The organism is Halorarum halophilum (genome assembly GCF_013401515.1).
Classification (GTDB): Archaea; Halobacteriota; Halobacteria; order Halobacteriales; family Haloferacaceae; genus Halorarum; species Halorarum halophilum.
Genome location: NZ_CP058529.1, coordinates 2,348,320 through 2,369,492 on the forward strand (window position 1 = coordinate 2,348,320; position 21,173 = coordinate 2,369,492).

Below are 21,173 nucleotides of genomic sequence, written 5' to 3' on the forward strand. Positions count from 1 at the left end.
GCCGGCTCCACCGCCGCTTCGGGGGGCGCCCGGGGAACCGTTTACCTGACGGGGGACCGAGAGTCGAGTATGAAACCCGCACCCCGCGTCTGTCCCCGGTGCGGGGCGACGGACTCCTACCGAGCGCGGTACACCACGGGCGGCGGGTGGCGGGTGTCCCACTACGTCTGCGACGAGTGCGGGCGGAGACACGACCCGCGCGAGGAGGCAGGGACCGGGTAACTCGTAAGGACTGTCTGAACCACTCCCGCCCGACGGATGGAGTGTGACCGCCGCCGGCGGGTGCCCCCGCTGCCGCTCACAGCCAGGGGTAGCGTTCCGTGTCCGCGCCCGCGTAGTCGGGGTCGAGGTAGATGAAGAGCCGCCGGATCGCCCCCTCGCGGACCTCGAACACGTCGCACCAGCGGCCCCCGCCGGGCTCGCCGTCCGGGTGCCACTCGACCCCGTCGGCCGTCTCGCCGCTGCTCGTCCCCTCGACGACGACCGTGTCGCCGTCGACGACGTAGTTGAAGTACTCGTAGTCGTGGGCCATGCTCGTCACCGTCCCGCCCACGTCGCCGAACAGCTCCCCGATCTCGTCGGTCCCGGTCGCGACGCCCCACTTCGGGTAGAACACCCGCGCATCCGCGGCGAACAGGTCGAGGAACTCCTCGCCCGCGTCGAGCCGTCTGAAGTAGGTTTCCACCAGGTCCGTCCGTTCCTCCTCGGTCATCGTCCGGTATTCTTCCATAACGTTGATGATGTTCGTACGGGCGCCTAAACGTTCCCCCGGTCGTGCCCGTATCGCCCGTTTCGTGGCGTCAGTCCGTTTCCCCGACGGTCCAGCCGCGACGAACCCGCAGTCACGCGAACCTATTTGCGGGCGTGCCGACACACCCCGTCCATGAGCGACGGATTCCCGGACCAGCCCGGACCGAGGCGGCAGACGCGGGTGTTCATGGAGGGGATGGCGGACGTCACGCCGGACCTCCCGATGTCCTTCGAGGACCTGGAGGCGGCCGCCCTCGACGCCCTCACGCCCGAGGCGTTCGACTACGTCGCCGGCGGCGCGGGCGGGGAGGACACCGTCGACCGGAACCGCGAGGCGTTCCGTCGACGCCGCCTGCTCCCGCGGGTGCTCCGCGACGTGAGCGAGCGCGACCTCTCGACCACCGTCTGCGGGACGGACCTCGATCACCCCGTCATGCTCGCGCCGGTCGGCGTCCAGTCCATCATCCACGAGGAGGGCGAGCGCGTGACCGCCCGCGCCGCCGACGACCTGGGGATGGGGATGGTCTCCAGTTCGGCCGCGTCGACGACGATGGAGGACGTCCGCGAGGAACTCGGAGACGCGCCGGGGTGGTTCCAGTTGTACTGGAGCGCGGACCACGACCTCGCGAAGAGCTTCGTCGATCGCGCGACCGAGTCGGGCTACGAGGCGCTCGTCGTGACGCTCGACACGCCGATGCTCGCGTGGCGCGAGCGCGACATGCAGCGGGCGTACCTCCCGTTCCTCGACGGCGAGGGCGTCGCCAACTACTTCTCGGACCCGACGTTCCGCGACCGGCTGGACGGCGACGTCCAGGACAACGAACTGGCCGCCGTCAAGGAGTTCATCGAGGTGTTTGGCGACCCGACGCTCACCTGGGACGACTTCGAGTGGCTGTGCGAGTACAGCGACATGCCGGTCGTGCCGAAGGGAATCCTGCACCCCGCCGACGCGGAGCGGGCGGTCGAGGCGGGCGCCGCGGGCGTCGTCGTCTCGAACCACGGCGGCCGACAGGTCGACGGCGCGGTCGCGGCGCTGGATCAGCTCCCGGACGTCGTGGACGCGGTCGGGGACAACGCGGACGTGCTGTTCGACAGCGGCATCCGCCGCGGCGCGGACGCGCTGAAGGCGCTCGCGCTCGGCGCCGACGCGGTGCTGCTCGGCCGGCCGTACGTGTACGGGCTGGCGCTCGGGGGCGCCGACGGCGTCCGGGAGGTGTGCGAGAACTTCCTCGCCGACCTCGACCTGGCGATGGGGCTCATCGGGTGTACAGAACTGTCCGACGTGGACGAGTCGGTGCTCGCGGATTGAGCAGGGTACGGGAACAGTGCTTCGGGAAAAGGGGGCGCGCGACGCTTCGGCCTACCGCCGCCGGTTGCCGTTCGGGTCGACGGGCCGCCCGTCCTCGGTCGGCGGCGCGATGTGGTCGATATACTCCTCGACGGTCGGCTCGCGGACGGTCACCGTCACCTCGATGTCGCCGAGTTCGTCCGGCTCGCCGACGGAGAAGTTGATCACGCCCTGGAAGGCGGCCTGCTTCTTCAGCGAGAACGAGAAGCCGTCCTCGGTCGTGCCCTTCGCGAACTCCCGGCGGGCGGTGTCGAGGATCTCCTGTTCGTGGAGTTGATCGGAGAACGGGTCGAGGGTGTGGGTCTCGGCGACGAGCGTGCCCGGCTCGTGTTCGAACTCCGCGTTCGGGAAGAGGTTCTCGACCGCGTCGGCGACGCGGGCGGTGACCTCGGTGTCCCGGACGGGTACCTCGATCCGGGCGTCGATGCTGTAGACGGTCGTCACGTTCGACCCCCCGCGTCGGCCTCCCGCGTCCCGTCGGCCGCCGATCGCTCGATGTCCTCGACGAGCAGATCCCGGGCATGCCGTCGGAACGCCTCCAGCGTTCCCGTGTTGTCGATGGTCACGTCGGCCGCGTCGATGACCTCGCCCATGCCGAAGTCGAGTTCGCGCTCCTCGCGCTTCCGGAGCGCCTCGACGTCGAGGTCGGAGTCGTCGCGCCCGCGGGCGCCGAGCCGTTCGGCCCGGAGGTCGAACGGCGCCGTGATGGCGACGAGGAGGAAGCTCTCCCCGAACGCCTCGCGGAAGCGCGCCAGTTCGACCATCGAGCGGAGGCCGTCGACCAGGACGGCGTCGGCCCCGGCCCGCGACGCGGCCTCCCGGACCGCCGGGACGGTCCGCTCGGCGATGGCGGCGGGGCCGTCCTCCTCGCGGAGCGCCTTCGCGACCGCGCCGTGGTGCTCGGCGGGGTCGAGTCCCCGGCTGCGACACTCCTCGCGGATGACGTCGCCCATCGTCACGACGGGCACGTCCTCCTCCTCGGCGACGGCGGCGACCTCGCCCTTGCCGCTGCCGGGCAGCCCGACGGTACCGATGACTCGCATCGCTCCCCGGTTCGCCGCTGTCGGTGTTAAGACCTGCGGGACCGCCGAGCGTGGGGGGTGAATCGGGTCGTTTTTGCCGTTGCCCGCGTTTGCTCGGACGAGGGCGCGTAGCTCAGTCCGGATTGAGAGCGTCGGACTTCTAACCGCACCGGGCTTCCGGTGTGGGGAGCCATCCGACGGTCGCGGGTTCAAATCCCGTCGCGCCCGTAGTGGTCGAGCGATAGCGAGACTCGGAGGGCGACCCACGGGATTCCGAACCAGGGAGCACGCAGCGCCGAGTGAAACGAGGCGACCGTGCGACCGAGGTTCAAATCCCGTCGCGCCCGCTTCTACGCCACATTAGCAGGGCGCACGCCTTTCCGCCTGGGGACGGAATAAGGCACACTCGTGAGCGTCATCCTCGAGTTCACCATCGATTCGGACGAGTTCGCGCTGGGAACGGCGCTCGGGGGCATCCCCGGAATGGTCATCGAACTCGAACGGCTCGTGCCGATGGGGGGGTCGTCCATCCCCTTTTTCTGGGCGTCAGGGGGTGACTTCGACGCGCTCGAAACACAAGTCCGCGAGAGCGATCTGGTGACGGGCCTCACCGCCCTCGACCGGATCGACGACATGGTGCACTACCGCGTCGACTGGGTCGGGGAGACCGGAGTGTTGCTGAAGGGAATACACGATATGGGCGGGGCAATCCTCGAAGGAACGAGCAACGGGACGTGGCACTTCCGGGTCCGGTTCCCCGACCACCAAGCCCTGGCAGCGTTCTACAACTACCTCACCGAACACGACGTCTCCGTCCACGTCGAGCGCGTCTACACGCTCACCGAGGAGACCTCCCGAGTGCGGGCGTTCGATCTGACCCACGACCAGCGGGAAGCGCTCGTGCTGGCGCTCGACAGGGGCTACTTCGCCACCCCGAGCGAGGCGAGCCTCGACGACCTCGCCGAGGACCTCGGCATCACCCAGCAGGCGCTCTCGAAGCGGATCCGCAGGGGGAACGAGAAGGTCCTTCGGAACGTCCTCGGCTCGTCCGCGAACGACCTGTTGTAGCCGAATCGCGGGTCCGTCGACGATCCTTATAAAACGGTGGTTCGAACAACTACAACTCGTATCCGATACCGTCCACTCGCACCGTGTGAGAGGATGAGCGAACACGCGCCCGCCGAACCGTCGCCGGCACAGCTGGTCGAACACCTCACGACGCTCACCGACGTCGAGGAGGACAACCTGTTCGACGCGCTCTCGTCGACTCGACGGCGACACGTCCTCACGGTGCTGCTCACGGAGGCCCGACCCGTCGGACGGGTCAGACTCGCCAGCGAGGTCGCGGCGCTGGAAACCGGCACCGGATCTGAGAGGCGGAGCGACGAACTGGAGCGGGAGGTTCGGCTGTCGCTCCATCACGTTCACCTTCCGAAGCTCAGCCGGGCGGGCTTCGTCGCTATCGACGAGGACCGCGACCTCGTGTGGCCCGGCTGGACCCTCCCGATCGCGGACCCCGTGCTCCGGACCGAGTAGGGCACGGACCGACGCGATACCGACGTACCGCCGTGGTTTCGGGATCGCGTCGGCGGACGACGAACCGCCCGTGTCGCGACGGTCGTCGCCAGATCACGGCTCCCGGACCAGTTCCGGAAGGGTAGCCCCCTCCCACCGCGTCGCTCTCGGTCGGTTCGATCCCGATTCTGGAGACGCCCGTTCTCGGAAAACTCGCCGGTCAGGAGTGGCTCCGAGATGAGTCGCCACCGACCGGCAGCAACTCCCCGCCGAGCACGCCGTAGGAGAGCGAGTAGCGCCCCGGCCCGGTGAAGACGAGCGCGGCGGTAGCACACAGGAGCACGAACGTGTACTCGTAGCCCCCGTCCGCGACGGCGAAGCCGTTCGGAAGGTGATAAAGGAACGTGGCGACGGCCATGTCGACTGCGAGCAGGCCCGCGACGAACCTCGTCAGGAAGCCGAACAGTAGGAGGGCGCCGCCGACCATCTCCAGGAGGCTCACGAACCACGCGAGGGCGGTCGGCGCGGGGAAGCCGAGACCCGAGATCAGCCCCGCCAGCGCGGCGACGGGGACCGCGTCCGGCCCGACCTGGAACACCTTGCCGACGCCGGTCACCACGAACACGACGCCGAGGGCGACCCGGAGCAGTAGGAGCCCGATGCTGGTCGATCGATCGTTCGCCGGATTCCGTGGGGTAGTGGTCGATGACATGTGTCGGACCTAGTTCGGGTACACCCGCCGTCCGCTAATTAATTTCCGTGTTCCCCGACAGCAAATATCGTGGATGTGGTACGTTCGCTGGCCGCGAGCGCGATCCGCATCGGACCGCCGACTACGTCCCCGACCGACCGCCGACCACACCCCCACCGATCGTCACGTCCGGCAGGGGGACCGTACTCCGGCGCTGTCGCTTGGTAACTCTCCTCGTTCGGCGGGCGCTCGTCGTCACTGTGTCCCTACCGCCACCGCCGTCGAGATCCGAGCACACGAACGGTGCGTCGGTGACGGGGCGTTCCAGTCGAAACCGGGGGCTACCCACAGTGAACCGGTCACTGTTCGTCTCCATCCTGTCCCCGAACGTCCGCACGGTGCCGCCTTCCCTCGTCAGTCGGGAGTAGCGTCTCCCCATCCGAACGCTTCCGTCAACGGACGAGTTATAGGGCTGGTCTACTATGGTGGGGTAATGGGAACGCCGGGACCGACGCCGGAGACGACGCTGGAGGCCGCCCTGGAGGTGTTCGAACGGCAGGACGAACCGTGTACGCCGTTGACCGCCACGGAGGTCGCGGAGGAACTCGACTGTACGCGACGGACCGCCCACCGGAAACTGGAGGAGTTGAGCGAGCAGGGGGAGCTCCACAGCAAGAAGACGGGGGCGCGAAGTCGCATCTGGTGGCGATCGCCCCCCGACCGATCGGCGGACGAACCATCGCGGGACGGACAGCCGACGGACGAACAGTCGACCGACGCGGCGGTGACGGAGACCGCCGCCGTCCCGTCCGTCGAGGGGGACCAGCCGGTTCTGGAGCAGTTCGGCGCGTTCGTGAGCGCGGTCGAGGACTACGCCATCTTCATGCTCGACCCCGACGGCGTCGTCGTCAGCTGGAACGAGGGCGCCAGACGGATCAAGGGGTACGAGGAGGGGGAGATCGTCGGCGAGCACTTCACCGTCTTCTACGAGGACACCGACGTCAGGCGGGGCATCCCGGCGAACATCCTGAAGACCGCACGCGAGGAGGGCCGCGCCGAGCACGAGGGGTGGCGCGTGCGCGCCGACGGCTCTCGGTTCTGGGCGAACGTCACCGTCACCGCGGTCCGGGACGACGATGGCTCGCTCGCGGGGTTCACGAAGGTGACGCGCGACCTGACCGAGCGCCGGAACTACGAGCGGGCGCTCGAGGAGGAGCGCGACTTGCTGGACCAGGTTCTCGACACCACCCCGGTCGGCATCATGGTCCGCGACGCCGACGGTAACGTCACTCGCGCCAACAGCGGGGTCGCGGAGATCCTCGACATCACGGAGGAGGAAGTCGCGAACCACTCGGTCCCCGACCTCCCGTTCTTCGACGAGGAGGGCGAGCCGATGAGCGCCGAGGAGCACCCCTACTCGGAGGCGCTCGCCACCGGGGAGCGGGTGCCGGACCGGCTGTGCCAGATCGAACGGCCGGACGGGGAGCGGCGGTGGCTCTCGATGAACGCCATCCCGCTCACGAACGACGACGGCGAGGTCGAGCGGGTCGTCACCACCGGCGACGACATCACCGAGTTGAAGGAACGGGAGCGCCAGCTCCGCCGGGAGCGGAACCAGACGGAGGAACTGCTGAAGACCGCCCCCGTCTCCATCGCCGTCCAGGACGCGGACGGCGAGACCGTCCTCGCGAACCGTCGGGCACAGCAGGTCCTGGGGCTCAGCGAACGGGAGATCGTCGAGGATACCGAGATCACCGACGACTGGGCCGTCACCGACGCCGACGGGACGATGTTGGCCCTCGACGAGCGCCCGACCGCCCGGGTACTCGAGACGGGCGAACCGGTCTACGACGAGGAGATCGCGATCGAGCGGCCGGACGGCGAACGGATCTGGTTCTCCATCAACGCCGCGCCGGTGGTCGGGCCGGAGGGCGACGTGGACCGCGTGATCACCACGGGGAAGGAGATCACCGAGCTCAAGGAGCGAACGGACGAGCTCGAGAGCGAGCTGAGCGAGATCCTCGGCCGGATCTCGGACGCGTTCTACGCGCTGGACGAGGAGTGGCGGTTCACCCACGTCAACGATCGGGCCGCGGAGCTCCTCCAGCGCTCCGCGGACGAGTTGCTCGGGAAGTCCGTCTGGGCGGAGTTCCCGGAGGCCGCGGCGGGGGAGATCAGCGACCAGTACCGGCGGGCGATGGACACCCAGGAGTCGGTCACCTTCGAGACGTTCTTCGAGCCGCTCGACGGATGGTTCGAGCTGAACGCCTATCCCTCGGAGACGGGCCTGTCGGTGTACTTCCGGGACGTGACCGAGCGGAAGGAGCGCGAGCGCCAGCTCCTGGAGTCCGAGCAGCGGTACCGGACGCTCATCGAGCACTTCCCCAACGGCGCCGTCGCCCTCGTCGACGGGGACCTGAACTACCGGACCGTCGGCGGCACCCCCCTCGACGTGGCGGACGTCACGGTCGAGGAGCTCGAGGGGATGCCGGCGGAGAAGGTCCTGCCGTCGAAACTCGCCGACGAACTCGTCCCGCGCTACGAGGCGGCACTCGACGGGGAGTTCGGCACGTTCGAGCTCGAACTCGGCGACCGGTTCTTCCAGTTCCAGGTCGTCCCCGTCCGGGACGATTCCGGCGACGTCTTCGCCGCGATGGGGATGTCCCAGGACGTCACCGAACGGAAGCGGTACGAGCGTGAGCTGGAGCGCTTCCGCACCATCGTCGAGACCGTCAACGACGGCGTCTACACCGTCGACGGCGAGGGGCGATTCACGATGGTCAACGAGGCGTACGCCGAGCTGACGGGGTACTCGCGCGAGGAACTCGTCGGCTCCCACGTCTCGCTCGTCATCGACGACGACGTGGCGGCGTCGGCCCGCGAACTCGAGGGCGAACTGCTCGCGGGCGAGACGGATACCGCCAAGATCGAGGCGGAGATCGCGACCGCCGACGGGGGGACGGTCACCGCGGAGGCGACGTTCGCCATGCTCCCCGACGAGGAGGGGGACGCGGAACGCGTCGGCGTCGTCCGGGACATCAGCGAGCGGAAGGCGTACGAGCGCGCGCTCGAGGAGAGCGAGCGCCGGTACCGGACGCTCGTCGAGCACTTCCCCGACGGCCTCGTCGGCCTGTTCGACGAGGACCTGCGCTACACGGCCGCGGGCGGCGAACTCGTCGACAAGGTGGGCATCGACCTGGAGGAGGCCATCGGGGCCACCGTCGACGAGCGCCTCCCGGAGGACCTCCTCACCGAGGTCGAGCCGTACTTCCGCGGGGCCCTCGAGGGCGAGGAGTCCACCTTCGAGGTGGAGTACCACGACCGCCACCTGCAGGCGCACACGCTCCCCGTACGGAACGGTAACGGCGAGATCTTCGCGGGGATGCTGATGGTGCAGGACGTCACCGACCGCGTCGAGCGCGAGCGCGAGATCGAGGAACAGCGCGAACGCTACCGCCGGCTGGTCGACGTCGCGCCGGTCGCCATCGTCACGTACGACGCCGGGGGCGAGATCCAGTTCGCCAACGAGGCCACGGCCGAGTTGATCGGCGTCGACGACACCGAGTCGCTGGTGGGGACGCCCGCGATCGAGTACATCCACCCCGACGAGCGCGAGGAGTCGACGGGGCGCATCCGATCGATGCTGGAGGACCGCGAGTCGGTCCCGCCGACGGAGCGGCGGATCGTCACCGCCGACGGCGAGGTCAAGCACGTACTCATCGCCAGTATCCCCGTCACCTACGGCGGCGAACCGGCGGCACAGACCGTCCTCGTCGACGTCACCGAGCGGAAGGAGCACGAGCGGGAACTCGAGGCCCGCGCGCGCCAGCAGGACGTCGTGTCCGAACTGGGCCAGCGCGCGCTCGAGAACCCCTCGCTCGCCGACCTGTTCGACGAGGCGGTCGAGGCGGTCGCCGACACCCTCGACACCGACTACACGAAGGTGCTCGAGTTGCAGGAGGACGGCGAGATGCTGTTGCGCTCCGGGGTCGGCTGGCGCGAGGGGCTAGTCGGCGACGCCACGGTCGGGACCGGGAGCGACTCGCAGGCGGGGTACACGCTGGACTCGACGGCGCCGGTCGTCGTCGACGACCTCGCGACGGAGTCCCGGTTCAGCGGCCCGGATCTGCTCGTCGAGCACGACGTGTCGGCCGGCATCAGCACGATCATCGGGCCGCCGGGGGACCCGTGGGGGGTCCTCGGCACCCACGACACCGACCGGACCTGGTTCACCGCAAAGGACGTCAGCTTCGTCCAGAGCGTCGCGAACATCCTGACGACCGCCATCGAGCGCGCGCGGTACGAGGAGGAACTGAACGAGACGGTCGCCGAACTCCGCGAGTCGAACCAGCGGCTCGAACAGTTCGCCTACATCGCCTCCCACGACCTGCAGGAGCCGCTGCGGATGATCTCGAACTACCTCCAGCTGCTGGAGGGGCGGTACGCGGACGAACTCGACGAGAACGCCCGCGACTTCATCGACTTCGCCGTCGACGGCGCCGAGCGCATGAAGGAGATGATCAACGACCTGCTCGCGTACTCACGCGTCGAGACGGAGGCCGAACCGCTGGAACCCGTCGACAGCGGGGCGGCGGTCTCGAACGCCCTCGACGACCTCCGCCTGCAGATCGAGGAGAACGACGCGGAGATCGATGTGGGCGACCTGCCGACGGTGGTCGCGGACCGCAACCAGCTCGAGCAGGTGTTCCAGAACCTCGTCTCGAACGCGATCAAGTACCGGGACGATGAGCCCCCGCGGGTCGAGATCGACGCCGAACGCGGGGACGGCGAGTGGGTGTTCCGGATCTCGGACAACGGCATCGGCATCGACCCGGCGCACGTCGACCGCATCTTCGAGGTGTTCAAACGGCTCCACACGAACGAGGAGTACCCCGGGACGGGCATCGGGCTCGCGCTGTGCGAGAAGATCGTCGAACGCCACGGGGGGCGCATCTGGGTCGAGTCCGAGGAGGGGGAAGGGGCGACCTTTTGGTTTACCATCCCGTTCGGAGGACAAGATGAGGACTGACGCTTTCGCCACCGCCGTTCGGGCCGGGGGAGGGTGCCGATGACCGGGCAGACGTCGTGTGAACCCGTCGACATCCTCCTCGTCGAGGACAACCCCGGCGACGTGCGACTCACCAAGGAGGCGTTCACCGGGGCCCGCATCAACAACACGATGCACGTCGTCACCGACGGCGAAGCCGCGCTCGACTTCCTCCACCAGCGCGGGGAGCACGAGTCGGCCCCCCGGCCGAAACTGGTGCTCCTCGACCTGAACCTCCCGAAGGTGGACGGTCTCGAGGTGCTCGAAGCGGTGAAGGACGACCCCGACCTCACGTCGATCCCGGTGATCATCCTGACGAGTTCGGAGGCCGAGGAGGACATCGTGCGGAGCTACGAACTGCACACGAACGCGTACCTCACGAAGCCGATCAACCCCGACGAGTTCATGGAGCTCGTCAGATCGTTCGAGCAGTTCTGGTTCACGCTGGTCCGGCTTCCGGACCCGGTGGAGTGATCCGATGAGCCACGACGACCCGCTCCAGCTCCTGCTGATCGAGGACAACCCCGGGGACGCCCGGTACATCACCGAACTGCTCCAGGAGGCCACCGAGCTCTCGGCCCGGGTCCGGAGCCAGGAGGTGGGAGACGGGCAGGTGTTCGACGAGGACGGGACGGCGCCGACCATCCACCACGAGTCGAGGCTCGAGGCGGGCTTGAACCTGCTCGACGAGGTCGCGGTCGACGTCGTGCTGCTCGACCTCGACCTGCCGGACAGCGAGGGGCTGGAGACGCTCTCGACCACACTCGACCGGGCATCGGCCCCGGTCGTCGTGCTCACCGGGCTCCGCGACCGGGAACGTGGGCTCAAGGCGCTGCGCAGCGGCGCCGACGAGTACCTCGTGAAGGACGAGGTGAACAGCGACCTGCTGATCCGGACGGTGTACCACGCCGTCGAGCGCCGAGCCCACCTGCGCGAGCTGAAGCGGTACGAGGTGCTCATCGAGGAGTCGACCGACGTCAACGCGGTCGTCGACCTGGACGGGACCATCCAGTACGTGACCCCGTCGGTCGAGACCGTCCTCGGCTACGAGCCCGGGGAGCTGACGGGCGAGAACGGGTTCGAGTACGTCCACCCCGACGACCGCGAGGGGGCGAGGAAGTCGCTCAAGCGGGTCCTGGAGACCGACGACGCCCCCTCCATGGAGTTCCGGTTCGAACACAGGGACGGCTCGTGGGTCGTCCTCGAGGTCCGCGGGCGCGACCTGCGCGAGGAGGAGCTCATCGACGGCATCGTCCTCTACACCACGGACGTCACCGAGCGGAAGCGGCGCGAGGAGCAACTGGCACAGCAGCGCGAGGAGCTCGCCGCGCTGAACCAGCTGAACGGCGTCGTCCAGGAGATCACCCACCGGGTCATCGAGTCGGCGACCCGGGAGGAGCTCGAACGGGCCGTCTGCGAGGCGCTGGCCGGCAGCGACTCCTACTCGTTCGCGTGGATCGGCGAGGTCGACGCGGCCTCCGAGAAGGTCGTCGTCCGCACGGAGGCCGGCGTCGAGGACTACCTCGGCGACGTGGAGATCACCGTCGACGACGGGTCAACGGGGCAGGGGCCGACCGGCCGGGCGATCCGGACGGGGACCATCCAGGTCGCCCGGAACGTCCACGAGGACCCCGACTACGAGCCCTGGTGGGACCACGCCGAGGAACACGGCATCCACTCGTCGGCGGCCATCCCGTTCGTCCACGACGGGATGCTGTACGGCGTCCTGAACGTCTACTCGGACCGCCGCTACGCCTTCGGCGACGACGAGCGGGCGGTCATCGGTCAGCTCGGGCAAGTCGTCGGCCACGCCATCACGGCCATCGAACGGAAGCAGGCGCTGATGAGCGAGGAGGTCATCGAGGTGAAGTTCGTCGTCCAGAACTACCTCGATTCGCTCGGCGTCGCCGGCGGCACGGACGACTCGATCTCCTTCGAACGGGTCGTTCCGCTCGGGGACGATCGGTACGCCGTCTACGGGCGGGCGGGCGCCGACGCCATCGACGTCCTCGACGCGGTGCGGGAGCACGACCCGTCCTGGGAGTCGGTGACAGTGCTGTCCGAGGGCGGCGACGAGATACGGTTCGAACTCACCCTCTCCGGGTCGACGATGCTCACGGCCATCGCGTCCGCGCACGGCCGCGTCCACCGCGCCACCATCGAGGACGGGGCGCTCGAAGTGACCGTCCACCTCCCGCCGGGCGCGAACGTACGGTCTGTCGTCGACACGATGCAGGAGGCGTACCCGATGACGCAGTTGCTCGCCCAGCGGCGCACGGAGCGGCGACCTGAGGCGCAGGTCGACGTCCGGCAGGCGTTCGACGAGCAGTTGACCCTCCGCCAGCAGAGCGCCCTGGAGGCGGCGTACTTCTCGGGCTTCTTCGAGTGGCCGCGGGACAGTTCCGGCGAAGACGTCGCGGAGTCGCTGGACGTCTCCGCGCCGACGTTCCACCAGCACCTGCGGGCCGCCGAACGAAAGCTCCTGGAGGCGGTGTTCGAGGCGTCGGACACGGAGCGTTGACCGGCGGTGGCGACCGTCATCGCGGAGGAAAACCCGACGACGCGGTGGACGGTAAACAATTAGGCCGAGGGGCTATGCGGTATCCGTCGAAGGGAAGGTGTATGAGCGAAGCCCCCCCGGAGGTGCCCTGTGAATCGTCGACGAACCAGGGATGCCTAGAACGCTCACGCTCGGACGCCGAACTCCTCGCGGCCGCGGCGGTCCCCCGTCGTCGGGCGGTCCTGGCGACGCTCCGCGACCACGGAGAGTTCGCCATGAGCGACCTGGCGACCCACGTGGTCGCGCGCGAGGAGGGAGTCGCGACGGACGAGGTGACGGACGCACGGCGCAACCGGGCGCTCACGGGACTTCACCACCAGCACGTGCCGGCGCTCGCCGACACCGGCCTCGTCGTGTACCAGCACGACGAGGAGGAGCCCCGCGTCGGACCCGCGGTCTGGCTCGCGGACGACCCCACCTTCGACGCCATCGAATCGGCGTTCGCGACGGGACGGACGGACGAGGTCGTCGACACGCTCCTGGCGGACTCCGCCCGGGAACTCGTCGTCTCGATCCTCCGGGAGCACGAGGGGGCGTTCGCGCTCGACGACCTCGCGTCGGCGGTCGCGGCCGTCGGGCGAACGGCCGGCTCCCCGCCCCCGGAGCGGGCGGTCACGTCCGCGGTCGCCTCGCTCCACCACGTCCACCTGCCGAAGCTCGACGACGTCGGCATCGTCGAGTACGACGCCGCGGAGCGAACCGTCGAGTTCGAGTCGGTCCCCGAGATCTACGACCTCGTCGTCGAGGGGACGAGCAACGTCGCCGTGTCGGACCCGAGCGAGTAACGACGTCGCCCTGGACAGCGAGTAACGACGTCGCCCTGGACAGCGAGTAACGACGTCGCCCGGCGGACGGGAGAGGCGTCGAACCGGGGCAGAACCGGTCACTCGACGTCCAGGTCGGCGAGCGCGAGCCGCCAGGCGTCGGGGTCAGTGAGGTCGCGGCCGTCGACGTGCCACTTCGGGTCGCCGTCGGCCGCGAGCGGCCGAACGACCTGCGTCGTCCGGGTCGCTACCCGCGAGAGGGGGAACGCGTCGTCGCGCAGGAACCCCCGAGCGCGAAGCACCTCCTCGTGGACTGACGACGAAGCTTTCAGGAGGTCGACGTCCCGGTAGTCCCGCACGAGGTCCGCGAGCAGCGCAGCGATCGCGTCCGACTCCCTTTCCCCCTCCCGCATCGGCTGGACGTCGAGTAGTTGCGTGCACGTGTACCCGTCGAGGTGCTCCGTGGCGGCGACGACGGCGGCGACCGGGTCGCCGTCCCGACGCGCGAGGTACGTCGTCGTCTCCCAGCGCGGGTTGTCGAAGCGCCACTCGTAGAACGCCCGGTCGCGGGGGACGGAGATCCGGTCCGGTCGGGCGTCCGCCGTGAGGGTCGCGAGTTCCGCGACCGGAACCGACTCGTGTCGCTCGACCGTGAAGTCGTCGACGCTCCCCCTGAGCCGGTCGCGGACGCGGAGCCAGCCGTGGAGCAACGGCTCGGTCACTCCCGCCACGACGGTGCTTCCGGGGAGGTCGCTCGTCTCCTTCTTCTGGGTCACCACTGCGCTCGGGTTCTGCATCCGGTACGCCTGCGGGAAGGGGCCGACCACCCGCCAGTCGAACTTCCGGAGCCCCGGGAGGAGCATCTCGCTCGGGAAGTTGAACAGCAGGTCCGCCCGCGCCGAGTAGCGGTCGATGAGCCGCTCGGTCATCCGCGTGAACAACCCTCGACGCCGGTGGTCGGGGTCGACGATCCAGTCGACCGGCTGGTAGGCGAACAGGTCGCGGTCCCCGAACTGAAGCGGGAGCGGGAGCAGCGGTTCGGCGCCGACGAGGTCGCCGTCCCGCTCCGCGACGACCATCTCGACGTCCGTCGCGTACGGGTTCTCCTCGAACCGCCACTCGAACCAGTCCGCCCCCTTCGTTCGCCCCCACACGCGCTCGTACAGCGAGAGGAACCCATCCCTGTCGTCCGGGCGGTAGGATCGGACGTCGTAATCGTTCCGTTCCTCGACGGAGGCGGTCATGGGCCTCTACGTACCGCATCCGATGGGTTTAGTAATCGGAGCTTACCTCAGTGGCGCCTCGACGGTCGGGATGTCACCAGCCGGTAGGTGTTCCCGTCGGGCGGTCGCGCCGCTACAAATGGGGTTTGCCGGCCATCGAGTCCGTTAGCTCCGGAACCGTCCGTGAGGTAAGCCTACCTTGTCGAGCGGAGCGAACGATATCAACCAGACACAATCGTCGAAATCGTCGGAAAGGGTACGATGAGTGAGGAACCGTGCGACCCCGAAAAGCGCCCTCCGAACGGCCGATCCGATCTCAGTACCGCGAGGGGAGGTACGCCAGCCCGATCATGAAGATGGAGATGAGGCCGCTCAGCAGCGTGACGCCCCAGAGCCCGTCCTTGTGCGTCTTGTAGTCGGTCGACTCCTGCTGGTAGGCCTGATACTGGTCGAACTGCTGGGTGAGCACCATCGTCTCGTTGTCCGGGAAGTAGGCGAAGTACGTGGTCGAGCCGACCGTGACGTTCGCCCGATCCTCGACCTCGACCTCGTTCGTCTGCGGGGCGGTCCACGCGAGCGTCGCGCCGCTGGAGTTGACGGTGTCGACGGTCGCCGTGTTGTTCTCAACGTTCGGCACCTCGTCGCCCTGCGAGTAGGTGCGCTCCTCCGGGGCGGGGAAGTACTCGTCGGCGGGGATCAGCTCCCGCGAGCCGTTCCCGTTGGCCGAGCGGACGACGTACTCCTGGCCGTCGACGGTGGTCGTCTGGTTCTCGACGGCGGAGTCGTTCTGGAGGATCGCCTGGCGGTTCTGTACCTCGCTGAGCGTGACGCTCTCGTTCTGGCCGGTCGGGACGGTGACGTTCCAGTCCTGGCCGTCGTAGGTGACGGTCGACCCGTTCTCCCACGTCAGCGTCTGCCGGGCCGAGGTGTTCGTCCAGTTGAGGGCGCCCGAGCGCTCCAGGGTCTCGCCGCCACCGCCGCCGTGGCCGCCGCCCCCACCGCCGGACATCTCGGCTTCGATGCTCTGGACGTTGTACTCGGTTCCGTCGACGGTGAAGCTCTCCCCCTGCTGGAGCGTGTGCTCGGGGTTCTCCACCGAGAAGTGCGGCGCGCTCGCGGTGGCGATGAGGGAGAACGACACCGCGCCCACGACGAGGAAGAACGCGACGTAGACGGCGGCGGCGCGTCGTTGCATACGGGGAGGACGGGGCGCCCGGCGTTTAACCGTTACTTTCTGTGAGGACGACCGCGACGGTCCGGTCGTCCATCGACTCTGACCCGACCGTCTACCCGCCCCGTCACGACCGCATCCACTGGCTCCGCCCGCCCGGGGCTTTTTTGCGAATCGGCGGTGAGGTCCAGGTATGGACTTCGATATCGGCGGGAACGCGGCGCTCGTGACGGCATCGAGCAGCGGGCTCGGGAAGGCGAGCGCACTGGCGCTGGCACGCGAGGGTGCGAACGTCGTGATGAACGGCCGGGACGAGGAGCGCCTGGAGGCGGCCGTCGAGGACGTCGCCGCGGAGGCGACGGACGGCGCGACGGTCGTCGGGCAACCTGCCGACCTCACGGACGAGGCGGAGGTCGCGGCGCTGGTCGAACGGACCGTCGACGAGTTCGGCGGGCTCGACCACCTCGTGACGAGCGCGGGCGGGCCGCCCGCCGGCCCGTTCCTCGAGACGACCGACGAGGACTGGTACGAGGCGTACGACCTGCTCGTGATGAGCGTCGTCAGGCTCGTGCGCGAGGCGGCTGACCCGCTGCGCGCGGACGGCGGCGGCACCATCGTGAACATCACCTCCCGGAGCGTGAAGGAGGCCATCGACAACCTCGTGCTCTCGAACTCCGTCCGGATGAGCGTCGTCGGACTCGAGAAGACGCTCTCGACGGAACTCGCCCCCGAGGTCCGGTCGAACGCGGTGCTCCCCGGCTCGCACGAGACCTCGCGCATCGAGAACCTGATGGAGGACGCCGTCGAGCGCGGCGACTACGACTCCTACGATGAGGCGCTGGCGGCCCGCGGCGAGGAGGTCCCGCTCGGGCGCATCGGCGACCCGATCGAACTGGGCAACGTCGTGGCGTTCCTCTCCTCGCCGAAGTCCGGGTTCGTCAACGGCGTCGCCATCCCCATCGACGGCGGCTCGGGCGCGTCGAATCTCTAACCTCATCCGTCGGTTTCTCGTTTCGTACTCTCTGATCTGAGCGACTGTTTGGGCGGTTCTGTACGGCCCGAAGCGCATCTGGCTCTGTACGCGACACGAACGCCTCGAAAGCCTCCGGCTTCCGCGGTCGTCACCCCGGTAGCAGTCAAACACCATCCGACCAAATGGATCGTAACTACCCAACCGACACGACCATTGAATACCGGCGAGTGCCCTCTCTACTCCATGAAGCCGGTCGACTTCGACGAGGCCGAGACGTACGAACCCGACGAGGGCTGGCAGCGGCGCGCGCTCGCCGGCAGCGACCAGTTCAGCTTCGAGTGGTTCGAGAAGCCGCCGGGCCACTCCTCGCCGATGCACGATCACGGGAACGAACAGGTGTGCATGGTCCTGCGGGGGGAACTCACCATCCACACCGAGGACGACTCGGTGACGCTCGGGCAGTACGACTCGGTGCTGCTGGAGTCGTCGGAGCCCCACCGCGTCGAGAACACGGGCGACGAACTGGCCGTCGGCCTGGACGTGTTCGCGCCGGGGCGCTCGTTCGACTTCTGGACCGACCGCGAGGACGACGCGGGGGACGAGGAGGAGGCCGGGGAAGCAGACGACGGCGAGCGGGAGGCGGGCGAGTAGATGCAGTACCTCGCCCGGAGCGCCGACGGTCGGCCGCTCGTCGGCGACGAGGAGGGGTTCGTCCCGCTCCAGGCCGCCTACCCGGACGCGTCGAGCGTCCGCGACGTCCTCCCGCGGGCACCGGGCGGCCTGCGCGACCTCGACGACGTCCCTGCCGGGCGGATGCCCCGCGAGAACCTGTCGTTCGGCCCGTTCGTCGGGGAGCCGGGGAAGCTGTTCGGCATCGGGCTCAACTACGCCGACCACGCCGCGGACCTCTCAGAGGACCCGCCGGAAGAGCCGGCGAGCTTCTTCAAGCCGAGCAGCGCGGTGACCGGCCCGGGCGGTCCGATCCGCCTGCCGCCCGAGTCGCAGTCGGAGCGCGTCACCGCCGAGGCCGAACTCGCGGTCGTCATCGGCCGGACGTGCCGGAACGTGAGCGTCGACGAGGCCGACGAGGTGATCGCGGGGTTCGCGCCGATCATCGACATGACCGCCGAGGACGTGCTCGAACGGAACCCGCGGTTCCTCACGCGGGCGAAGAGCTACGACACGTTCCTCGTGCTCGGCCCGCACCTCGCAGTTCCCGGCCCCGGGATGGACCTCGAGGACGTGGAGGTACGGACGGTCGTCGACGACGCCGTCGAGTCGCGCAACGTCGTCGCGAACATGCACTTCTCGCCGCGCGAGCTCGTGGCGTTCCACTCGAACGTGATGACGCTCGAACCCGGCGACGTCGTCTCCACGGGCACGCCGGGTGCCCACCCCATCGACCCCGGTGACCGAGTCCGCGCCGAGGTGGACGAGGTCGGGACGGTGGCTGCGGACGTCGTTCGGTAGCGCGGTTCTTTCGTCCCTGGTCGCTTCCTGGTAACTTTCCGTCATATAAATATCAAATGGCATTCTCGTGAAAACAACTATATTCCGTCCTGCGAATTGTTAACGCGGTATGTCAGACCACGGCACGAACCGGCGGGCGTTTCTGGTGACGGCAGGCGCGACGGGGCTGGCCGCGACGGCCGGCTGCATGGGATTCGGCGGAGACGGTGGCGGTGGTGGCGGCGGTGGTAGCGAGGACTTCCTCTCGACCGCGGAGGGGCTGGGGCTCGCGAACAACTGGCAGCAGCGCCGTATCGGCGCCGCGGACAGCTGGCCCATCGAAGCGCGCCGGCAGGTTCCCGACCGCCAGAGCGCCACGACCTGGACGGACAGCGAGGCGTTCCAGAGCGCCGTCGAGAACGACGTGTGGACGCCGCCGGAGGGGTGGCAGGACACCGCCGCCGGCGACGTGGACACGCTCCAGATCCTCAACCACGGCGCGGCGAACATGGAGTTCGACCCCGCGACACTGGCCGCCCACGAGATGTTCACCGAGAAAACGGGGATCGAGCTGGACGTCATCGAGATCGGCGTCGACCAGGCGAACACGCGCGAGCAGCAGTTCCTCTCGTCCGAGGAGCCGAGCCCGCACGCGTTCAACGTCGACGGGATCCTCGTTCCGGTGTTCGTCGAGCAGGGCTACCTCGAGGCCACGGACGTCCTCTACCCGGAGGGTGGGTACGAACCGTACATCCCGGCGCTCCAGAGCCTCGTCCAGTGGGACCTGGACCCCCAGTACGAGGGGACCCACACCTTCGGCTACCCGAACATCGGCGAGGCGAGCATGGGCCACCTCCGGACGGACCTCGTCGAGGAGCAGGGGATCGACCCCTCGCGGTTCCAGGGCGAGTGGTCCTGGGACCTCCTCGAGGAGCTCGGCGAGGCGTTCAAGGGGACCGACCTGAACGCCTTCGCGTACTACGCCGGCACCTCGACGTACCTGGCGTACTCGTTCCGGGAGCTCCTCTTCCAGCAGGGCGGGCGCATGGTCCAGGACGACGGCACGGTCGTGATGAACTCCCCGGAGGCCGTCCGCGTCATCCAGAAGATGAAGGAGTGGCGCGACGCGGGCTACGTCCCCAGCGACGTCATCTCGTACGGCGAGGGGGATATCGTGGATCTGATGGCGTCGGGACAGCTGGCGTACACGACCGCGTTCAGCGACTTCATCCCGCGGCTGCTCCAGGAGTACGAGGCCGGTTCCCAGTACCAGGTCGTCGTCCCGCCGGCTGCCAACGCGGGGCCGTCGCCGACCCAGGCGGGACTCGTCGCGCCGAACACGACGAGCATCAACCGGTTCTCGGACACCGGCCACAAGCTGGCCTCGATGCTGTACGGCGACCTGAAACTGAGCTACTTCACCCAGTGGCTCGAGTTCACCTACGAGGGGAACATCTCGTACATGGACCAGGTCTACACCGACTCGGCGGAGAACGACTTCGTCACGTTCGGGGAGGTTATGGGGAACGCCATCGAGAACGGCGTCCTCGAGCTCTTCCCGCAGATGGCCTCGGTGTTCCAGCAGATGCTCTCGCCGGCCCAGCGGGCGATCCAGGGCGAGATGTCCCCGCAGGAGGCGATGGACCAGGTGCAGAGCTTCGTGGACTCCGAGGTCAACAACTGATGACCTGGAGGTATTCACCGACCCGCCATGGCCACTGAGGAGTTCGAGGGCGAGGTCGGCCCCCACGGCGGCGGCCTCACCGGCACGATCTCCGACTGGGTGAACGACCACATCCGGACGGTGCTGCTCGGCCCGTCGCTAGTAGCGCTGTTCCTCGTGTTCATCTACCCGGCGGTGATGCTGCTGTGGCTGTCGCTCCAGAACACGCGCGGCTTCGGCGAGACGTTCGAACCGGCGTACAACTACGGGCGCATCTTCGGCGACCCGACGTTCTGGAACGCGGTCGAGAACACGCTCGTCTACTCGTTCGGCTCGCTCGTCGTCTCGGTGGGCGCCGGGCTGATCGTCGCGCTCGCGCTGAACAAGCTCGTCAACCAGCGGTTGCGGGACGCCTACTCGACGCTCATCCTCATCTCGTGGGCGGTGCCGCTGTCCATCGTCGGCGTCACCTGGCAGTGGATGTTCAACGGCGAGCTGGGGGTCGTCAACAAGGTCCTCATCGACCTCGGGGTACTCGACGCCGGGTACTCCTGGCTGTCGAACTCCGTGTCCGCGATGATCGTCGTCATCCTCGCCGACTCGTGGTCGCGCATCCCGTTCGCGACCATCGTGCTGCTCGCGGGACTCCAGTCCATCCCGCAGGACATGTACGACGCCGCGAAGACCGACGGCGCGACGACGTGGCAGACGTTCCGGCACGTCACGCTACCGTACCTGCGGCCGTCGTTCTTCGTCGCCGGGCTCATCACCTGGATGTTCGCGTTCCGCGCGTTCGCCATCCCGTTCTCGACGACGGGCGGCGGGCCGGGCGGCGCGACCGAGACCCTCGCCATCTACATCCACCGCTTCGGCATCCAGTTGCTCGACTACGGGTTCGCCTCGGCGGTCTCAGTGTTCCTCGTCGCGGTGACGCTGCTCGTCGCCACGGGGTACGTCTACTTCATCCTCGCACGGATGCAGGAGATCGAGGTGTAAC

The 21,173-nt window shown here is 68.5% G+C and carries 20 protein-coding genes and 1 tRNA gene; 14 read left to right on the top strand and 7 right to left on the bottom strand.

Annotated elements, in window-relative coordinates; translation table 11 throughout:
- The first annotated feature begins 69 nt into the window (after nucleotides 1-69).
- Nucleotides 70-222, top strand: coding sequence for a hypothetical protein (locus HUG10_RS11840; protein ID WP_179169775.1), 153 nt, complete (start codon nucleotides 70-72; stop codon nucleotides 220-222).
- 76 nt (nucleotides 223-298) lie between these two features.
- Here the strand turns inward: HUG10_RS11840 and HUG10_RS11845 are convergent, their stop codons facing one another.
- The gene (locus tag HUG10_RS11845) at nucleotides 299-730 is read right to left on the bottom strand and encodes a nuclear transport factor 2 family protein (protein ID WP_179169776.1); all 432 of its coding nucleotides are present in this window, start codon (nucleotides 728-730) and stop codon (nucleotides 299-301) included.
- Between the two features lie 153 nt (nucleotides 731-883).
- Between HUG10_RS11845 and HUG10_RS11850 the strand changes: the two genes are divergently transcribed.
- Nucleotides 884-2,059, top strand: a complete 1,176-nt coding sequence (locus HUG10_RS11850) for an alpha-hydroxy-acid oxidizing protein (RefSeq protein ID WP_179169777.1) — start codon at nucleotides 884-886, stop codon at nucleotides 2,057-2,059.
- A 51-nt stretch (nucleotides 2,060-2,110) separates the two neighbouring features.
- On the opposite strand, the gene HUG10_RS11855 is transcribed toward HUG10_RS11850, so the two are convergent.
- On the bottom strand, nucleotides 2,111-2,542 hold the full coding sequence (locus tag HUG10_RS11855) for an RNA-binding domain-containing protein (RefSeq protein WP_179169778.1): 432 nt from the start codon (nucleotides 2,540-2,542) through the stop codon (nucleotides 2,111-2,113).
- A complete protein-coding gene (locus tag HUG10_RS11860) occupies nucleotides 2,539-3,141 on the bottom strand; it encodes an AAA family ATPase (RefSeq protein ID WP_179169779.1) in 603 nt (200 codons plus the stop codon). Before HUG10_RS11860 ends, HUG10_RS11855 begins: the two co-directional genes overlap by 4 nt.
- 101 nt (nucleotides 3,142-3,242) lie before the next feature.
- On the opposite strand from HUG10_RS11860, the gene HUG10_RS11865 reads away from it, so the two are divergent.
- The 3 genes from HUG10_RS11865 to HUG10_RS11875 all read left to right on the top strand — a co-directional run bounded on the left by HUG10_RS11865 (nucleotide 3,243) and on the right by HUG10_RS11875 (nucleotide 4,656).
- Nucleotides 3,243-3,348 (top strand) — tRNA-Arg (locus HUG10_RS11865).
- Nucleotides 3,349-3,528: 180 nt separating this feature from the next.
- A complete protein-coding gene (locus HUG10_RS11870) occupies nucleotides 3,529-4,188 on the top strand; it encodes a helix-turn-helix domain-containing protein (protein ID WP_179169780.1) in 660 nt (219 codons plus the stop codon).
- A gap of 93 nt (nucleotides 4,189-4,281) precedes the next feature.
- Nucleotides 4,282-4,656 carry a DUF7344 domain-containing protein gene (locus HUG10_RS11875; protein WP_179169781.1) on the top strand — a complete coding sequence of 125 codons (375 nt, stop codon included), beginning with the start codon at nucleotides 4,282-4,284 and terminating at the stop codon, nucleotides 4,654-4,656.
- Between the two features lie 199 nt (nucleotides 4,657-4,855).
- Here the strand turns inward: HUG10_RS11875 and HUG10_RS11880 are convergent, their stop codons facing one another.
- Entirely contained in the window at nucleotides 4,856-5,347 is a 492-nt protein-coding gene (locus HUG10_RS11880; RefSeq protein ID WP_179169782.1) for a DoxX family protein, read from the bottom strand.
- Between the two features lie 121 nt (nucleotides 5,348-5,468).
- On the bottom strand, nucleotides 5,469-5,765 hold the full coding sequence (locus tag HUG10_RS11885; RefSeq protein ID WP_179169783.1) for a hypothetical protein: 297 nt from the start codon (nucleotides 5,763-5,765) through the stop codon (nucleotides 5,469-5,471).
- A 54-nt stretch (nucleotides 5,766-5,819) separates the two neighbouring features.
- Between HUG10_RS11885 and HUG10_RS11890 the strand changes: the two genes are divergently transcribed.
- The 4 genes from HUG10_RS11890 to HUG10_RS11905 all read left to right on the top strand — a co-directional run bounded on the left by HUG10_RS11890 (nucleotide 5,820) and on the right by HUG10_RS11905 (nucleotide 13,718).
- A complete protein-coding gene (locus tag HUG10_RS11890) occupies nucleotides 5,820-10,355 on the top strand; it encodes a PAS domain S-box protein (RefSeq protein ID WP_179169784.1) in 4,536 nt (1,511 codons plus the stop codon).
- A 39-nt stretch (nucleotides 10,356-10,394) separates the two neighbouring features.
- The gene (locus HUG10_RS11895; RefSeq protein WP_179169785.1) at nucleotides 10,395-10,847 is read left to right on the top strand and encodes a response regulator; all 453 of its coding nucleotides are present in this window, start codon (nucleotides 10,395-10,397) and stop codon (nucleotides 10,845-10,847) included.
- 4 nt (nucleotides 10,848-10,851) lie between these two features.
- Nucleotides 10,852-12,894 (top strand): bacterio-opsin activator domain-containing protein, encoded by a 2,043-nt coding sequence (locus HUG10_RS11900; RefSeq protein WP_179169786.1) that lies wholly within the window; start codon nucleotides 10,852-10,854, stop codon nucleotides 12,892-12,894.
- A 101-nt stretch (nucleotides 12,895-12,995) separates the two neighbouring features.
- Nucleotides 12,996-13,718 carry a DUF7344 domain-containing protein gene (locus HUG10_RS11905; RefSeq protein WP_179169787.1) on the top strand — a complete coding sequence of 241 codons (723 nt, stop codon included), beginning with the start codon at nucleotides 12,996-12,998 and terminating at the stop codon, nucleotides 13,716-13,718.
- Between the two features lie 98 nt (nucleotides 13,719-13,816).
- Here the strand turns inward: HUG10_RS11905 and HUG10_RS11910 are convergent, their stop codons facing one another.
- Both HUG10_RS11910 and HUG10_RS11915 read right to left on the bottom strand, forming a co-directional pair.
- Complete coding sequence (locus HUG10_RS11910; protein WP_179169788.1) at nucleotides 13,817-14,941, bottom strand: GNAT family N-acetyltransferase; 1,125 nt, start codon at nucleotides 14,939-14,941, stop codon at nucleotides 13,817-13,819.
- A 295-nt stretch (nucleotides 14,942-15,236) separates the two neighbouring features.
- Nucleotides 15,237-16,115 carry a hypothetical protein gene (locus tag HUG10_RS11915; protein ID WP_179169789.1) on the bottom strand — a complete coding sequence of 293 codons (879 nt, stop codon included), beginning with the start codon at nucleotides 16,113-16,115 and terminating at the stop codon, nucleotides 15,237-15,239.
- 169 nt (nucleotides 16,116-16,284) lie between these two features.
- On the opposite strand from HUG10_RS11915, the gene HUG10_RS11920 reads away from it, so the two are divergent.
- From HUG10_RS11920 to HUG10_RS11940, 5 genes are all read left to right on the top strand, one after another.
- Nucleotides 16,285-17,082 carry an SDR family oxidoreductase gene (locus tag HUG10_RS11920; protein WP_179169790.1) on the top strand — a complete coding sequence of 266 codons (798 nt, stop codon included), beginning with the start codon at nucleotides 16,285-16,287 and terminating at the stop codon, nucleotides 17,080-17,082.
- A 225-nt stretch (nucleotides 17,083-17,307) separates the two neighbouring features.
- Nucleotides 17,308-17,715 (top strand): cupin domain-containing protein, encoded by a 408-nt coding sequence (locus tag HUG10_RS11925; protein WP_179169791.1) that lies wholly within the window; start codon nucleotides 17,308-17,310, stop codon nucleotides 17,713-17,715.
- Nucleotides 17,716-18,534: a fumarylacetoacetate hydrolase family protein gene (locus HUG10_RS11930; RefSeq protein WP_179169792.1), complete on the top strand. Its 819-nt coding sequence runs from the start codon at nucleotides 17,716-17,718 to the stop codon at nucleotides 18,532-18,534.
- Between the two features lie 109 nt (nucleotides 18,535-18,643).
- The gene (locus HUG10_RS11935) at nucleotides 18,644-20,197 is read left to right on the top strand and encodes an ABC transporter substrate-binding protein (RefSeq protein WP_179169793.1); all 1,554 of its coding nucleotides are present in this window, start codon (nucleotides 18,644-18,646) and stop codon (nucleotides 20,195-20,197) included.
- A gap of 27 nt (nucleotides 20,198-20,224) precedes the next feature.
- Nucleotides 20,225-21,172 carry a carbohydrate ABC transporter permease gene (locus HUG10_RS11940; protein WP_179169794.1) on the top strand — a complete coding sequence of 316 codons (948 nt, stop codon included), beginning with the start codon at nucleotides 20,225-20,227 and terminating at the stop codon, nucleotides 21,170-21,172.
- The last annotated feature ends 1 nt before the right edge of the window (nucleotide 21,173 follow it).

Coding starts and splice junctions, on each gene's coding strand:
- HUG10_RS11940 (WP_179169794.1), top strand. CDS start 20,225: ATGGCCACTGAGGAGTTCGAGGGCGAGGTCGGCCCCCACGGCGGCGGC.
- HUG10_RS11920 (WP_179169790.1), top strand. CDS start 16,285: ATGGACTTCGATATCGGCGGGAACGCGGCGCTCGTGACGGCATCGAGC.
- HUG10_RS11860 (WP_179169779.1), bottom strand. CDS start 3,141: ATGCGAGTCATCGGTACCGTCGGGCTGCCCGGCAGCGGCAAGGGCGAG.
- HUG10_RS11885 (WP_179169783.1), bottom strand. CDS start 5,765: ATGGGGAGACGCTACTCCCGACTGACGAGGGAAGGCGGCACCGTGCGG.
- HUG10_RS11890 (WP_179169784.1), top strand. CDS start 5,820: ATGGGAACGCCGGGACCGACGCCGGAGACGACGCTGGAGGCCGCCCTG.
- HUG10_RS11875 (WP_179169781.1), top strand. CDS start 4,282: ATGAGCGAACACGCGCCCGCCGAACCGTCGCCGGCACAGCTGGTCGAA.
- HUG10_RS11845 (WP_179169776.1), bottom strand. CDS start 730: ATGGAAGAATACCGGACGATGACCGAGGAGGAACGGACGGACCTGGTG.
- HUG10_RS11925 (WP_179169791.1), top strand. CDS start 17,308: ATGAAGCCGGTCGACTTCGACGAGGCCGAGACGTACGAACCCGACGAG.
- HUG10_RS11930 (WP_179169792.1), top strand. CDS start 17,716: ATGCAGTACCTCGCCCGGAGCGCCGACGGTCGGCCGCTCGTCGGCGAC.
- HUG10_RS11880 (WP_179169782.1), bottom strand. CDS start 5,347: ATGTCATCGACCACTACCCCACGGAATCCGGCGAACGATCGATCGACC.
- HUG10_RS11895 (WP_179169785.1), top strand. CDS start 10,395: ATGACCGGGCAGACGTCGTGTGAACCCGTCGACATCCTCCTCGTCGAG.
- HUG10_RS11905 (WP_179169787.1), top strand. CDS start 12,996: ATGAGCGAAGCCCCCCCGGAGGTGCCCTGTGAATCGTCGACGAACCAG.
- HUG10_RS11915 (WP_179169789.1), bottom strand. CDS start 16,115: ATGCAACGACGCGCCGCCGCCGTCTACGTCGCGTTCTTCCTCGTCGTG.
- HUG10_RS11910 (WP_179169788.1), bottom strand. CDS start 14,941: ATGACCGCCTCCGTCGAGGAACGGAACGATTACGACGTCCGATCCTAC.
- HUG10_RS11850 (WP_179169777.1), top strand. CDS start 884: ATGAGCGACGGATTCCCGGACCAGCCCGGACCGAGGCGGCAGACGCGG.
- HUG10_RS11840 (WP_179169775.1), top strand. CDS start 70: ATGAAACCCGCACCCCGCGTCTGTCCCCGGTGCGGGGCGACGGACTCC.
- HUG10_RS11935 (WP_179169793.1), top strand. CDS start 18,644: ATGTCAGACCACGGCACGAACCGGCGGGCGTTTCTGGTGACGGCAGGC.
- HUG10_RS11900 (WP_179169786.1), top strand. CDS start 10,852: ATGAGCCACGACGACCCGCTCCAGCTCCTGCTGATCGAGGACAACCCC.